Annotated in this window: 14 protein-coding genes; 12 read left to right on the top strand and 2 right to left on the bottom strand. The window is 72.6% G+C overall.

The genetic code is table 11. The annotated features are described in order from the left end of the window. The first annotated feature begins 22 nt into the window (after positions 1 to 22). The 7 genes from AB1673_02455 to groL all read left to right on the top strand — a co-directional run bounded on the left by AB1673_02455 (position 23) and on the right by groL (position 5,723). Entirely contained in the window at positions 23 to 658 is a 636-nt protein-coding gene (locus AB1673_02455) for a uracil-DNA glycosylase (GenBank protein MEW6152838.1), read from the top strand. Further along, positions 655 to 1,140: a tRNA (adenosine(37)-N6)-threonylcarbamoyltransferase complex ATPase subunit type 1 TsaE gene (gene tsaE / locus AB1673_02450; GenBank protein MEW6152837.1), complete on the top strand. Its 486-nt coding sequence runs from the start codon at positions 655 to 657 to the stop codon at positions 1,138 to 1,140. The genes AB1673_02455 and tsaE overlap by 4 nt, the downstream gene beginning before the upstream one ends. Positions 1,141 to 1,150: 10 nt before the next feature. Then, positions 1,151 to 1,972 carry a tRNA (adenosine(37)-N6)-threonylcarbamoyltransferase complex dimerization subunit type 1 TsaB gene (gene tsaB / locus AB1673_02445; GenBank protein MEW6152836.1) on the top strand — a complete coding sequence of 274 codons (822 nt, stop codon included), beginning with the start codon at positions 1,151 to 1,153 and terminating at the stop codon, positions 1,970 to 1,972. Beyond that, positions 1,972 to 2,556: a ribosomal protein S18-alanine N-acetyltransferase gene (rimI, locus tag AB1673_02440; GenBank protein MEW6152835.1), complete on the top strand. Its 585-nt coding sequence runs from the start codon at positions 1,972 to 1,974 to the stop codon at positions 2,554 to 2,556. Before tsaB ends, rimI begins: the two co-directional genes overlap by 1 nt. Further along, positions 2,549 to 3,568, top strand: coding sequence for a tRNA (adenosine(37)-N6)-threonylcarbamoyltransferase complex transferase subunit TsaD (gene tsaD, locus AB1673_02435; GenBank protein ID MEW6152834.1), 1,020 nt, complete (start codon positions 2,549 to 2,551; stop codon positions 3,566 to 3,568). The genes rimI and tsaD overlap by 8 nt, the downstream gene beginning before the upstream one ends. A gap of 139 nt (positions 3,569 to 3,707) precedes the next feature. Beyond that, positions 3,708 to 4,004: a co-chaperone GroES gene (groES, locus tag AB1673_02430; GenBank protein ID MEW6152833.1), complete on the top strand. Its 297-nt coding sequence runs from the start codon at positions 3,708 to 3,710 to the stop codon at positions 4,002 to 4,004. Positions 4,005 to 4,007: 3 nt separating this feature from the next. Then, positions 4,008 to 5,723 (top strand): chaperonin GroEL, encoded by a 1,716-nt coding sequence (groL, locus tag AB1673_02425; GenBank protein MEW6152832.1) that lies wholly within the window; start codon positions 4,008 to 4,010, stop codon positions 5,721 to 5,723. Between the two features lie 85 nt (positions 5,724 to 5,808). On the opposite strand, the gene AB1673_02420 is transcribed toward groL, so the two are convergent. Next, complete coding sequence (locus AB1673_02420; GenBank protein MEW6152831.1) at positions 5,809 to 6,033, bottom strand: ferredoxin; 225 nt, start codon at positions 6,031 to 6,033, stop codon at positions 5,809 to 5,811. A 37-nt stretch (positions 6,034 to 6,070) separates the two neighbouring features. Here AB1673_02420 and AB1673_02415 point away from each other — a divergent pair, with 37 nt between their 5' ends. The 4 genes from AB1673_02415 (at position 6,071) to AB1673_02400 (ending at position 10,930) form a co-directional block, all read left to right on the top strand. Further along, a complete protein-coding gene (locus tag AB1673_02415; GenBank protein ID MEW6152830.1) occupies positions 6,071 to 6,616 on the top strand; it encodes a Uma2 family endonuclease in 546 nt (181 codons plus the stop codon). Positions 6,617 to 6,678: 62 nt separating this feature from the next. Continuing rightward, positions 6,679 to 10,062: an SIS domain-containing protein gene (locus AB1673_02410; GenBank protein MEW6152829.1), complete on the top strand. Its 3,384-nt coding sequence runs from the start codon at positions 6,679 to 6,681 to the stop codon at positions 10,060 to 10,062. Positions 10,063 to 10,074: 12 nt separating this feature from the next. After that, positions 10,075 to 10,239 (top strand): hypothetical protein, encoded by a 165-nt coding sequence (locus AB1673_02405; GenBank protein ID MEW6152828.1) that lies wholly within the window; start codon positions 10,075 to 10,077, stop codon positions 10,237 to 10,239. Between the two features lie 55 nt (positions 10,240 to 10,294). After that, positions 10,295 to 10,930 (top strand): CoA pyrophosphatase, encoded by a 636-nt coding sequence (locus tag AB1673_02400; GenBank protein ID MEW6152827.1) that lies wholly within the window; start codon positions 10,295 to 10,297, stop codon positions 10,928 to 10,930. Here AB1673_02400 and ligD read toward each other — a convergent pair. Further along, positions 10,867 to 11,862, bottom strand: coding sequence for a non-homologous end-joining DNA ligase (gene ligD / locus AB1673_02395; protein MEW6152826.1), 996 nt, complete (start codon positions 11,860 to 11,862; stop codon positions 10,867 to 10,869). The two genes, AB1673_02400 and ligD, sit on opposite strands and share 64 nt — an antisense overlap. A gap of 195 nt (positions 11,863 to 12,057) precedes the next feature. Between ligD and AB1673_02390 the strand changes: the two genes are divergently transcribed. Then, on the top strand, positions 12,058 to 13,419 hold the full coding sequence (locus AB1673_02390; GenBank protein ID MEW6152825.1) for a hypothetical protein: 1,362 nt from the start codon (positions 12,058 to 12,060) through the stop codon (positions 13,417 to 13,419). The last annotated feature ends 93 nt before the right edge of the window (positions 13,420 to 13,512 follow it).

Below are 13,512 nucleotides of genomic sequence, written 5' to 3'. Positions count from 1 at the left end.
GAGCCGGAACTAGCATCAGGGCATGCCGGTGCTGGCTGAGGTCGAACGGGAGGCATTGGCCTGCACCCGCTGCCCGCTGCACAAGGGCCGGACCACGGTGGTGTTCGGCGTGGGCAACCCGACCGCCGACCTCATGTTCGTGGGTGAAGGCCCCGGTGAACAGGAGGACCGCGAGGGTGAACCCTTCGTGGGCCGATCGGGCCGTTTCCTCGACCGGCTGGTATCCGAGGAGATGGGGATGACCCGGGCCGACTTCTACATCGCCAACGTCGTGAAGTGCCGGCCGCCCAACAACCGTGACCCGTTGCCCGCCGAGATCGAGGCGTGCCGGCCCTTCCTCTCGGCCCAGGTCGAGCTCGTGGCCCCGACGGTCATCGTCACCCTCGGCAACTTCGCAACCAAGCTGCTGCTGGGCACGACCGACGGGATCACCCGGCTCCGGGGCCGTTCCTACCTGGCCGCCGGCCGCACGCTGGTGCCCACCTTCCACCCGGCGGCCGTGCTTCGGGGCGGCGGGGAGCCCGAGGCCCAGATGCGGGCCGACCTGGTCCGGGCCAAGAAGTTGCTCATCGCACCCCGGCCCGTCGCTGGGCCCGGTCCCGGGGGCACGGCAGGCCGGGAGGCGACCGTGGTCACGGCCCCTAGGCTCCTGGGATGATCCGGGCGCGCACCAAGTCGGTCGACGACACCCGGGCGCTGGCCGCCGACCTGGCCGCGCTGGCCCGCGCCGGAGACCTGATCGTGCTCGAGGGCGGGTTGGGCACAGGTAAGACGGCCTTCGCCCAGGGCTTCGCCCGGGGCCTTGGGGTGGAGGGCCCGGTGACCAGCCCCACCTTCGTGCTCGTACGTTCCTACGAAGGGCGCCTGCCCATGGTCCATCTCGACGTCTACCGGCTCGACCGCATGCAGGAGCTGGTCGACCTGGGCATCTCCGAGCTGCTCGACGAGGACGCCGTCACCCTCGTCGAGTGGGGCGACGTGGTGACCCCGGCCCTACCCCCCGACTTCCTGCGGGTGCGGATCGGCCCGGGCGAGGGCGACGACGAGCGTGAGCTCTCCTTGGCGGCCGTGGGCCCGACATGGCCGCCCCGGTTGCGGGCCATCAGGGAGGCGCTGTCGCGGTGGGCACCGGAAGGTTGACGGCCCGCCCGTGTTGATCCTGGGTATCGAGACGGCCTCCGTGCAGGTCGGTTGTGCCATCGGCGGGCACGAAGGGGTGCTGGCCTCCTTCCACGCCGCCCGCCGGCGCCGCCACGTCGAGGCCCTGGTGCCCTCCATCGAGTTCGTCTGCCAGCAGGCGGGCGTGGAGCTGTCCGAGCTGGGCGCCATCGCCGTCGACATCGGCCCCGGCCTGTTCAGCGGTCTCCGTGTGGGGGTGACCACGGCTAAGACGCTGGCCCAGGCCCTGCGCCTTCCCATGGTGGGGGTGTCGAGCCTCGACCTGCTGGCTTTCGCGGCCCGCTACAGCAACCGCCTCATCGTCCCGGCTATCGACGCCCGCCGGGGCGAGCTGTTCTACGGGTTCTACCGCCAGGTCCCCGGTGGGGTGCAGTGCCTGACCGGCAATCAGGTGGGCAAGCCCTCCGACCTCGTCTCCGAACTGCTGGCCCGGGGGGAGGACGCCCTGCTCGTGGGCGACGGTGCCCTGCGGTACCAGGAGGACTTCGACGCCGTGGCCCCAGGGGAGGTGGCGGGACCGCCCAACGTCCACCCCTCGGCCTCGGCCCTGGTGGCACTGGCCCATGCTCGGGCCCTGCGCGAGGAGTTCGTATCGCCCTCGCGCCTCGAGCCCCTCTACCTGCGCCGCACCGACGCCGAGATCAACTGGGAGGCGACCGCCGGCTGGGGCCGCGAGCCCCGGCGGGTGCCGGCCCCCCTCGGCGAGGACACCGGCGACGACACCGGCGAGGACACCGGCGACGACACCGGCGAGGACACCGGCGACGACGGGCCCGTGGCGGAGGCGGGCTGATGGTCAGGGCACGCGACGACCGCCGGCCGGCGCCCGTGCCCCCCGACCTCGTCGTCCACGTGGTGCCCATGCGCCGCCGCCACCTGCGGTCGGTGACCCGGATCGAGTCCGAGACCCACAACCGCCCGTGGTCGGTGAGCCTGTTCATGAGCGAACTGGCCCTGCGCAGCAGCCGGGCCTACTTCGTGGCCCGGGTCGACGGCCTGGTGGTCGGTTATGTCGGGCTGATGGTCAGCGCCGACGAGGGCCACATCACGACCCTGGCCGTCGACGTCAACTGGCACCGGCGCAAGATCGGCACCCGGCTCATGCTGGTGGCCGCCCGGGAGGCGGTGAGGCGGGAGGTGAAGGCGCTCACCTTGGAGGTCCGCATGAGCAACAAGGGCGCCCAGGAGCTCTACCGGGCCTTCGGGTTCCGTCCCGCGGGCGTGCGCAAGAACTACTACGTGGAGAGCAGCGAGGACGCCTTGATCATGTGGGCAGAAGACGTGGACCAGCCGGCCTTCGCCGAACGGCTCGACGCCGTGGAAGCGACCGTGCCGGGCCGGACCCTCTACGACGACGGGGGGCCGTCCCGTGGCTGAGGCCCACCGGGCGCACGACCAGTTCCTGGTCCTCGGCATCGAGACGTCGTGTGACGAGACGGCGGCCGCCATCGTGGCCAACGGCACGTCGGTGGTGTCCTCGGTCGTCTCCAGCCAGATCGACCTGCACGCCCGGTTCGGGGGAGTAGTGCCCGAGCTGGCCAGCCGCGCCCACGTCCAACTGCTGACCCCGGTGGTGGCCGAGGTGCTGGTCGAGTCCGGCCTCGGTGGGGACGGCATCGACGCGGTGGCGGCCACCGTGGGGCCCGGCCTGGTGGGCTCCCTGCTCGTCGGGATCAGCGCGGCCAAGGCTCTGGCCCTGGTGTGGGGTGTCCCGTTCATCGGGGTCGACCACATGGAGGGCCACCTCTACGCCTCCTTCCTGGAAGAGCCCGACCTGGAGCTGCCGGCCGTGGTGATGCTGGTGTCGGGGGGCCACACCTTGCTGGTCCTCATGGAGGGCCACGGCCGCTACCGGCTGCTGGGTACGACCGTCGACGACGCCGTGGGCGAGGCCTACGACAAGGTGGCCCGCTTCCTCGGGCTCGGCTACCCGGGCGGTCCGGCCATCGACCGCATCGCCGCGGAGGGCGACGCCACGGCCGTGCGCTTCCCGCGGCCCATGCTCAACGACGGGCTCGACTTCTCCTTCAGTGGCCTCAAGACGGCGGTGGTCACCTACGTGCGGGCCAACCCCGGGGTGGCCGTGGCCGACATCGCCGCCTCCTTCCAGGCCGCGGCCGTCGACGTGCTGGTGGCCAAGGCCCTGCGGGCGGCCGACGAGACGGGCGTGAGCACCCTGTGCATCGGCGGTGGGGTGGCGGCCAACTCCCTGTTGCGGCGGCGCATCGTGGAGGAGTGCGAGATGGCCGGCCTGCGGGCGTTCGTGCCCAGCCGGTCGATGTGCACCGACAACGCGGCCATGATCGCGGCGGCCGCCTGGTGGCGCTACCAGTCCGACGGTCCCACGCCCCTCGACGTGGGAGCCTCGCCCAACCTCCGGCTCGTCTGACCGGGCTGTTCGGCTGACTAGGCCCCGGCCGGTTGCCGCCCTGCCCTGGGGCGGGTATCGTTAGCACTCGATACCGGAGAGTGCTAACGCCCTGCCGGCGGAACGAGCCGCAGGCACCCCACATGGAGGTCGACGCCGCATGAACCTCAAGCCCCTCGACGATCGTATTGTCGTCCGTCCCCGGGAGGCCGAGGAGACGACCGTCAGCGGGATCGTCATCCCCGACACCGCCAAGGAGAAGCCCCAGCAGGGCGAGGTCCTGGCCGTAGGCCCGGGCCGCCGGTCCGAGCAGTCCGGGGAGCTCATCCCCATGGACGTCAAGGTGGGCGACGTCGTCGTCTACTCGAAGTACGGCGGCACCGAGATCACCATCGACGGCGAGGACCTGCTGATCCTCAACGGGCGTGACGTCCTGGCGATCAACGGCGGCAACTAGCCCATGCCGAAGATCCTCAGGTTCGACGGGGCCGCCCGGCGGAGCCTGGAGAAGGGGGTCGACAAGCTGGCCGACACCGTCAAGGTGACCCTCGGCCCCCGGGGTCGCAACGTCGTGCTCGAGAAGAAGTTCGGCGCGCCCTCGGTCACCAACGACGGTGTGACCATCGCCCGCGAGGTGACGCCCCTCGAGAACCCCTTCGAGAACATGGGCGCCATGCTCGTGCGGGAGGTGGCCATCAAGACCAACGACGTGGCCGGCGACGGCACGACCACGGCCACGGTCCTCGCCCAGTCGATGCTGCGGGAGGGCCTGCGCAACGTGGCCGCCGGGGCCAGCCCGCTGGCCCTCAAGCACGGCATCGACCGGGCGGTGGCGGCCGTGGTGGCCGACGTGAAGAGCCAGGCCAAAGATGTCGAAGGCCGGGCTGACATCGCCCACGTGGCTGCCATCTCCGCGGGTGACGCCGCCATCGGCGAGCTGATCGCCGACGCCATCGAGAAGGTCGGCAAAGAGGGCGTGGTCACCGTCGAGGAGGAGAAGCACACGGCGGGTATGACCATCGAGTTCGTCGAGGGCCTCCAGTGGGACAAGGGCTTCCTGTCCCCGGCCTTCGTCACCGACCAGGAGCGCCAGGAGGCCGTGCTCGACGACCCCTACATCCTGCTCTACCCCAAGAAGATCAGCTCGGTCAACGACCTGCTGCCGACCCTCGAGAAGGTCATGGGGGCCGGCAAGTCCCTCCTGGTCGTCGGCGAGGACGTGGAGGGCGAGGCCCTGGCCACGCTGGTCGTCAATCGCACCCGGGGCACGTTCCAGTCGGTGGCCGTCAAGGCCCCGTGGTTCGGCGACCGTCGGCGCCAGCTCCTCGAAGACGTGGCCATTCTCACCGGTGGCAAGGTCATCGCCGAGGACCTGGGCCTCAAGCTGGAGACGGTCACCCTCGACATGCTGGGCCGGGCCCGGCAGGTGCGGGTCACAAAGGACGAGACCACGATCATCGAGGGGCACGGTGACAAGGAGGAGGTCCGCAAGCGGATGAACCTCATTCGCCGGATCATCGACGACGCCACCAGCGAGTGGGAGAAGGAGAAGTCGACCGAGCGCCTGGCCAAGATGGCCGGCGGGGTGGCTGTCATCCGCGTGGGTTCGGCCACCGAAGTCGAGCTCAAGGAGAAGAAGGCCCGTATCGAAGACGCCGTGGCCGCCACCCGGGCCGCCATCGACGAAGGGATCGTGGCCGGTGGTGGCACCGCCCTTGTCAGGGCCAGGGGTGCGGTCGACGCCCTCGAGGCCGAAGGCGACGAGGCCGTCGGCATCTCGATCGTGCGCCGGGCGCTCGAAGAGCCCTTGCGCTGGATCGCCCTCAACGCCGGCCTTCCCGGCCCGGTGCTGGTGGCCGAGGTCGAGGAGAAGAGCGGTCCGGTGGGCCTCAACGCCGCCACCGGCGAGCTCGAGGACCTGGTCAAGGCGGGGATCATCGACCCCGCCAAGGTCGTCCGCTCGGCCCTCGAGAACGCCGCTTCGGTGGTCGGCATACTGCTCACGACCCGGGCTTTGATCACCGACAAGCCCGAGGTCTACAAGCCCGAGAACATCCCGGCCCGCGGCCCGTCGTCCCTCGAGGGGTCGATGTCGGCCATGGGCGGCGGCATGGGTGGCATGGGTGGCATGGGTGGCATGGGTGGTATGGGAGGTATGGGCGGCCTCGGGATGTGACCGAAGGCGGCCCTCTCTCGGGGGCCGCCTTCAGGAGTCTGGCGTCTTTCGCCTCGGCGCGGCGCGCCGAGGCGGCACCAGCCTCCTAGGCCAGTTGCTGGTCGCCTTTCCATACCGAGATGGCCCCGGTGGGGCACATCTCGGCCGCCTCGATCACCGTGGCCAAGGCCTCACCGGCTGGGTCGACCACCGTGGAGACCCGCTGGTCGTCGAGGGCGAACACCCCAGGAGCAGTGTTGACGCACGCTTTGGACGCGATGCAGCGTGCCCGGCTCACCCTGATCTCGACCTCGACCTCGACCTCGGCCACGGCCCGAGGCTAACCGTCCCCCGGTAGGCTGGTCGGCGTGGCGATCCCGGTTCCACGGTGGAAGTTCACCGTCGGCGACTACGAGCGGATGGGCGAGGCCGGCATCCTTGGCCCCGACGACCGGGTCGAGCTCGTCGACGGGGAGGTCGTGGAGATGGCGCCCATCGGTTCTCGCCATGCCGCCTGTGTGAACCGGGTCAATCGGCTACTAAGCGATCGCACCGGGAACCTCGCCGTGGTGAGCGTGCAGAACCCGATAAGGCTAGGCGACCTGTCCCAGCCTCAGCCCGACCTCGCTCTGCTGGTACCGCGGGCGGACTACTACGCCAGCCACCACCCGGAGGTGGCCGACGTGCTGCTCGTCGTCGAGGTCTCCTGGTCGACCGGCGCCTACGACCGTCTTGTCAAGATGCCCCTCTACGCCCGCCACGGTGTTCGCCAGTCGTGGCTCGTCGACCTCGACGGCGGGTCCGTGGAGCTCTACCGTCCCGGGCAGGTCCCCGAGATCGTGACCGGGGCCGGGCCCGTGCCCGTGGACGCCCTGCCCGACCTCGTCCTCACCGCCGAGGACATCCTGGCATGAGCCCTGGTCCTTGCCCGGCCCGGGGCCCCGAGCGGGCCGGGCCCGGTTAGCCTCAGGTCACCATGTGCGGCATCGTCGCCGTCCTTCGCCGTCCCAGCCGCCGCCCACCGCCGAGCGGCCGCGAGCTGACGGCGTTGTTGGACGAAGCAGTCGCCTGCGCGGGCCGGCCGGGCGGGCTGGCCGAGGCCGCCCGCCAGGTGGCGACCGCCGACCGGCTGCTGCGGGGCGTGCCTGGGGTCAAGGCCCTCCTCGGGGCTCCCGACTTAGTGGACGCCGTGACCCAGCGGTTGTCGTCCTTGGAGGCGGTCGTGGTTGCCACCGAGGACCGCCTCGACTCCGGGGTGGACACCCTGGCGGCCGCCGAGACCGAGCATGTCAACGCCACCCTGGTCGAGCTCAAGGACGCCCTGTGGGCGGTGCGCCATGACCGGCTGCGGGCCGCGGCGGCGGTGGCCGACCTGGCCGGCGCGGGTGCCGGGGACGCAGCCATCGAGGCGTACACGTCCGTCCAGGTCGCTCTGTCGGCCATCGACCGGCTGGAGGTCCGGGGCCGCGACTCGGCCGGCCTCCACGTCCTGGTCGAGGGGCACGGCCTCGACCTCGACGACCCCGAGGTCCGGGCCCTGGTCGACGGTCGGTTGGGCGACGCCCTGTTCACGTCACTGGCCGTGCGTGCCCCCGGGCCCCATCTGGCCTTCGTCTACAAGGCGGCCGCCGAGATCGGCGAGTTGGGGGACAACACCCGGCGACTGAGGGAGGCCGTGCGTTCGGACGCGCTGCTGCGCCTGGCCCTGTCCGCCCCCACGGCCCGGGCCACTGTGCTGGGCCACACCCGGTGGGCCAGCGTGGGGATCATCTCGGAGGCCAACGCCCACCCCCTCAACCACGAGGAGGAGGGGCGGGCCACTGGGCCCTACGTCGTCGGGGCCCTCAACGGCGACGTCGACAACTACCCGGCCCTGAAGCTGGCCGAAGGCGTGGCCGTGCCCGTCGAGGTGACCACCGACGCCAAGGTGATCCCCGTGATGCTGTCCCGCCGGCTGGCGGGCGGGCTCGCCCTCGACGACGCCTTCCTGGGCACGGCCCGCGCCCTGGACGGCTCGGTGGCGGTGGCCGCCGCCAGTGGCGACGAGCCTCGCCGCCTCCTGCTCGCCCTGCGGGGCAGCGGCCAGGCCCTGTATGTGGGCTTGGCCGAGGACGAGTTCGTGGTGGCCAGCGAACCCTACGGGCTGGTGGAGGAGACGTCGACCTACGTGCGCATGGACGGCGAGTCAGGGCCGGTCCCCGGCCAGGTCGTGGTTCTCGACGCCGACCAGGCGGGGGAGCTCTCGGGCGTCACCCGCCGGTCCTACGACGGGACCGCGATCGCGCTGGGCGGCGCAGACCTGCGCACCGCCGAGATCACCACCCGCGATGTCGACCGCGGCGGTTTCCCCCACTTCCTGCTCAAGGAGATCTCCCAGGCCCCCCTCTCGGTGCAGAAGACCCTCCGGGGCCGCCTGGTGCGCCAGGGCGGGCGGTGGACGGTTTCCCTCGGGGACGAGGCCCTGCCCCCTGCCCTCCGTGCCCGGTTGCGGTCGGGTGCCATCACCCGGGTGGTGGCCATGGGCCAGGGGACGGCGGCCGTGGCGGCCCAGAGCCTCACGGCCGTGCTCGCCCCCCTGGTGGCCCGTACGGGCGTGGCCGTCGAGGCCACGCTGGCCACCGAGCTGTCGGGCTTCGGGCTGGCCGACGACATGTCGGGGACGCTGGTGGTGGCTGTCAGCCAGTCGGGCACCACCACCGACACCAACCGCACGGTCGACATGGTCAGGGCCCGGGGGGCGGCCGTGATCGGGATCGTCAACCGGCGAAACAGCGACCTGGTGGAGAAGGTCGACGGGGTGCTTTACACGTCCGACGGGCGGGACGTGGAGATGGCCGTCCCCTCGACCAAGGCGTTCTACTCCCAGGTGGCCGCGGGCGCCCTGCTGGCCGTCGCCCTGGCCGACGAGCTGGGGGCCAACGGCCGGGTCCCGCCGTCGCTCCTGGAGGGCCTGGCCGGGTTGCCGGCGGCCATGGCCGAGGTGCTGGCCCGCCGGCCGGCGATCGCGGCCGCCGCCCAGCGCCATGCCCCGTCCCGTCGCTACTGGGCGGTGGTGGGCAACGGGCCCAACCGCATCGCCGCCCAGGAGCTGCGGATCAAGCTGTCCGAGCTCTGCTACAAGTCGATCGCCTGCGACCAGACCGAGGACAAAAAGCACATCGACCTGTCCTCGGAGCCCCTCATCGTGGTGTGCGCCACCGGCATGTCGGGCACCAACGCCGACGACGTGGCCAAGGAGGTGGCCATCTACCGGGCCCACAAGGCGGCCCCGGTGGTGATCGCCGACGACGGTCAGAGCCGGTTCGACGCCACCCTCGATGTGCTTTCGGTGCCCGCCGTGGAGCCCGCCCTGTCGTTCGTGGTGGCCGCCATGGCCGGCCACCTGTTCGGCTACGAGGCGGCGCTGGCGATCGACGCCCAGGCCCGCCCGTTGCGTGAGGTGAGGGCCGCGGTCGAGTCCGTCCTCGGCCGCCCCGACGGGCTCGACCTGCTCGACCGCCTGGGCCCCATGGCCGGGCCTCCGGCGGCCACGTTCCTCCGCGATCTGCGCTCTGGGGCCTACAACGGCCACCTGGAGGCGAGCACAGCCGTGCGGGTGGCCACCATGGTGGGCTACGCCACGTCCGAGCGGGGCCTGGAGGACTACGAGGCGGGGACGGGGCGGGTGGCCACCCCGACGGCCTTCCTGGCCGACCTGACCGATGCGCTCACTCTGGCCATCGGCGAGCTGACCCGGCCGGTGGACGCCATCAAGCACCAGGCCAAGACCGTGACGGTGGGTATCTCCCGCTCCGAGGAAGCCCTCTACGCCAATCCCCTGGTGCAGGCCGTGCTGGCCGCGGGCGCACCACGCGACCGTCTGGGTTACCGCTCGCTGCGTTCGCTGATCGGGCTCGACGGGGCCGTGGCCGAGGTCCTGGGCCACACGCGCTACCTGGTCGAGGGGGTCGACGACGAGGCCACCGTCTCGGTGGTCGACCGGGGTGGGATCGCCCGCGACATCCCGACCCGCACCGACAGCGACCCCCGCCTGCGGGGTTCCAAGCGGCGGGCCGCCACCCTGCGGGACGTGATAGTGGCCCGGGGTGGAGCCGACCAGCGCACGGTCGTGATCGTGCCCGAGATCAAGGGCGACGTGACGGGCATCACCCTGGTACACGCCCGCTTCCACGAACGCTTGGCGGCCGACGCGGCCGAGGCGGTCCTACGGGGCTACCTCGACCGCTACGACGCGCTGGTCGACGCGGTGACCGAGCGGGAGCCCTCGTTCGACGTCGCCGTGCTCGGCCAGGTCCCCATCGTCGACCTGCTCACCGAGCCCGTGCACGTTCTGGCCGAGAAGTGGCGGCGGCAGGGCTAACCTGCACCGATCATGGACCGTCCACCCCCCGATCCCCACAAGCTCCTCGCGGCCTGGATGGAGTGGGAGCGCGGTGAGACCCCACCCGGGCGGGTCATGGGCAACCTCAAGACGGCCGGCATGCGCGAACTGCTCGAGAGCCTGGCGGCCGCCGCCCCGGCGACGCCCGGGCCCTGACCCCCTGAGCCGCCAGGCCATCCCCCGCCCGCCGGGCGCGCTGCCGGGCGCGGCCATGGCGTGGGCCGGCGTCCCCGTTGACGAGCTGTGCCTCGACATGGCCGCTGTTAGGCGCGTGTTCGAGGGCCGTCACCGTGCCGGCCAGGCACCGCCTCCCGCCTTCGCGGCTGCCCTGGTGGCGGTTCACTCTCGCGCTGGCCGGCCCCACGTCGTGCTCATCCGCCGGGCCGCGGGCCTGGCCCACAACCCTGGGGAGATGGCCTTCCCCGGAGGCCGGGTCGAACCCGGAGAAGGGGTTGTCGAGACCGCCCTGCGCGAGGCCGACGAGGAGCTGGCCCTGCCCCCGGCCGCGGTGGAGGTGCTGGGCTGGCTCGACCCGGTCGTCGCTCGCTCGACGGGTGCCACGGTGACACCGGTGGTGGGGTTGGTGGCGGCCAGGCCCATGCTTGTGCCCGCGCCAGCCGAGGTGGAGGAAGTGTTCGATGTGGCCCTGGCCGACCTGCTGGTCGCCGCCCGCCAGGAGGTGTGGGACGGTCGGCCCATGTACTTCTTCGACCTCGGCGAGGACACCGTGTGGGGGATGACGGCCCGGGTGCTCCACCAGCTCCTGTCAGAGGTGGTGGCCGCTCATGGGTTCTTGCGAGCCCGGCTGGGGGCTACCCGGGACGGTTCCCCGGGCATCTTGGGGTAGACGGGGGGCCACGGGGCGTCGACCAGGCCGTTGGCCCGGTCGCGTTCGTGCAGTGCGAGGACAGGCTCCAGTGACTGGGCGGGGGCGTCCATGCCCGCCCACGGGTCCCCGCCGGCGGCCACCCGGGCGGGCACGTTGGCCACCGTCAGCGCGTCGGGGTCGATGGTGGCCAACTCGTCCCACGGGAACGGGGTCGACACCTGGGCCCCGGGGCGGGCACGCACCGACCAGGCCCCGAAGATCGTCTTGTGGGGCGCGTTCTGGTTGAAGTCGACGAACACCCGCCGGCCCCGCTCCTCTTTCCACCAGGCGGCGGTGATGAGGTCGGGCCGGCGGCGTTCCAACTCGCGGGCCACGGCCACGGCCCCGGCCCGCACCTCGTAGGACGTCCACCGGGGCTGGAGGCGGACATAGACGTGGATGCCCCGGTTGCCGGTGGTCTTGGGACGGCCGTCGACGCCCAGCTCGCCCAACAGGGCCCGCACCTCGGCGGCCGCCTCCTGGACCATGGCGAAGGTCACCCCCGGAGTGGGATCGAGGTCGATGCGTAGCTCGTCGGCGTGGTCGGGGTCGTCGGCCTGCGACGGCCACACATGGAAACCCAGGCACGCCAGGTTCACGGCCCACAACACGTGGGCCAGGTCGGCGGCCACCAGGGCGTCCGAGGTCGTGCCATTGGGGGTGCTCACGACGGCCGTCTGCACCCAGTCGGGCCGCTTCTCGGGCACCCGCTTCTGGAAGAACGACGGGCCGTCGGCCCCGTTGGGGAACCGCTGCATGAGCACCGGCCGGCCCCCGACGGCGGCCATTAGCGGGCCTTCCACCGCCTGGTAGTAGTGGACCAGGTCGAGCTTGGTCTCGCCTCGCTCGGAGAAGAACACCTTGTCGGGATGGCTGATCGTGAGCGTGCGCCCGGCGGCCTCCACGTCCATGGCGCCACCGTAGCGGCGGGCCCCGGTGCGACGACGACCGGCGAGGCCAGCGGCGGGTACCCTCGGCCCATGCGGGTCTGGCCCGGGCCCGCGCCGAACCCACCGGGCACGCCGGGCCGGCCGACCCAGCCGACCCGGCCGAACCGGCCGAACCGGCCGAGCCCGCCGTGCCGGCCGAGCGCACCGAAAGCGGGTGTGCTCCTCGGGTTGGTGGCCGCCACCATCTTGTGGTCGTCGGCCTCGCCGGCGGCCTCCGCTCCGGCCGCGGCGGCGGTCGACGACCTGGCCCTGTACGCCCACCTCGACCTCGCCCCGCTGGCCCCCAACGGGGAGGTGGCGGCCGTGGGCACGCTTGCCGTGGTGGGCGTGGGCTGCCCGGCTCCGGCCGTCGTCGTGGTCGACGTGGCGGACCGCCGCCGGCCCCGCCCGGTGGCCACCATCGACCTGCCGGCCCCACCCCTGTCGTTGGCGACCGCGCGTCTGGCTTCACCGACGTTCTCGGGCACCGTGGCCGCAGTGGCCGTGGGCGGGCAGGGCTGTGGGGGCGAGGATGTGACGGCGCCGGCAGTGCGCCTCTACGACCTGAGCCACCCGGATGGCCCCGTGTTGCTGTCGGTCTTCGGGGAAGGGGCGGCCGCCGCCTCGGTATCGGTGCGGCGCGACGGCCGGGCGGTGGCCGTGGTGGCTTCTCCGGGCGCGGTGCAGTCCTTCGACATCACCGCACCGGCCGATCCCCTCGCCCAGGGGGAGTGGGTGGTCCGGGCGGCGGGGGCCTCCCCGGTGGTGTGCGATGGGCTGGCGGGGGCCGGGGCCGTGCACACCTTCGACCGAGGCGAACAGGCCCTGGTGACGGTGGACGGGGGACCGGTGTGGCCGCTCGACATCTCGGGCCCGTCACCCGTAGAAGCCGAGGCCCCCCTCGGCCCCGCCCGGCACCTGACGGCCGCCCTCGTAGCCGACCACACCGTGGTCCTTCTTGCCGCCCCGGGTTGCCGCGATCTTCCCGCCCTGGTGGCCGTCGAACTGCACCCCGGCCGGGCCCCCGGCCCCGTGCACGACCTGGCCGCCGCCGGGGCCGCCTTCGATGTCACCGGGCCCGGCGCCAGCGCCGGGCCGGCCGTCGATGTCGCCGGGGCCGGCGGATGGCCAGGCAGGGTGGTGGCCAGCGGGGAGATGGCGTTCGCGGCCGCCGGGCCCGCCGGCCTGGTGGTTGTCGACCTCGCTCGGCGACCGATGGCTGTGGTGGCCCGGTTCGTCCCGCCCGGCCCGGTCCCGGACACCACGGCGGACGTGGGCGGAGTGACCGGGGTGGCCGTTCTGGCCGACTGGCTGGTGGCCGTCGGCCCGCGAGGGCTGTACGTGACCGAGAGGCCCGACGAGGGGGTCAGGGGGTCCTCGTGGGAGGACACCAAGATGGCCTTGGCCGCCTTCGCCATGGCGGCCGCCATCGGGCTCATGGCCGTGCCCCGGATCTTTCTGGCCAAGGCCGAACTGGGCCGGCCGGCCACCCCCGCCACCGCCCATGCCCGTCCGCGGCCCAGGCCCAACCGCCGTTGAGCGGGGGGTACAGGCGGTCGCCGACAAGGGACCGGCCCACCGGTACTGTGGGCGTCTGTGCGAGCCGGTCGGGAAAGGGGAGCCCCCCGGGAC

This window comes from Actinomycetota bacterium, from assembly GCA_040754375.1.
GTDB lineage: Bacteria > Actinomycetota > Acidimicrobiia > Acidimicrobiales > AC-14 > JBFMCT01.
The sequence above is the reverse complement of the archived record's forward strand: the minus strand, read 5'-3'. Positions and strand labels throughout refer to the sequence as shown.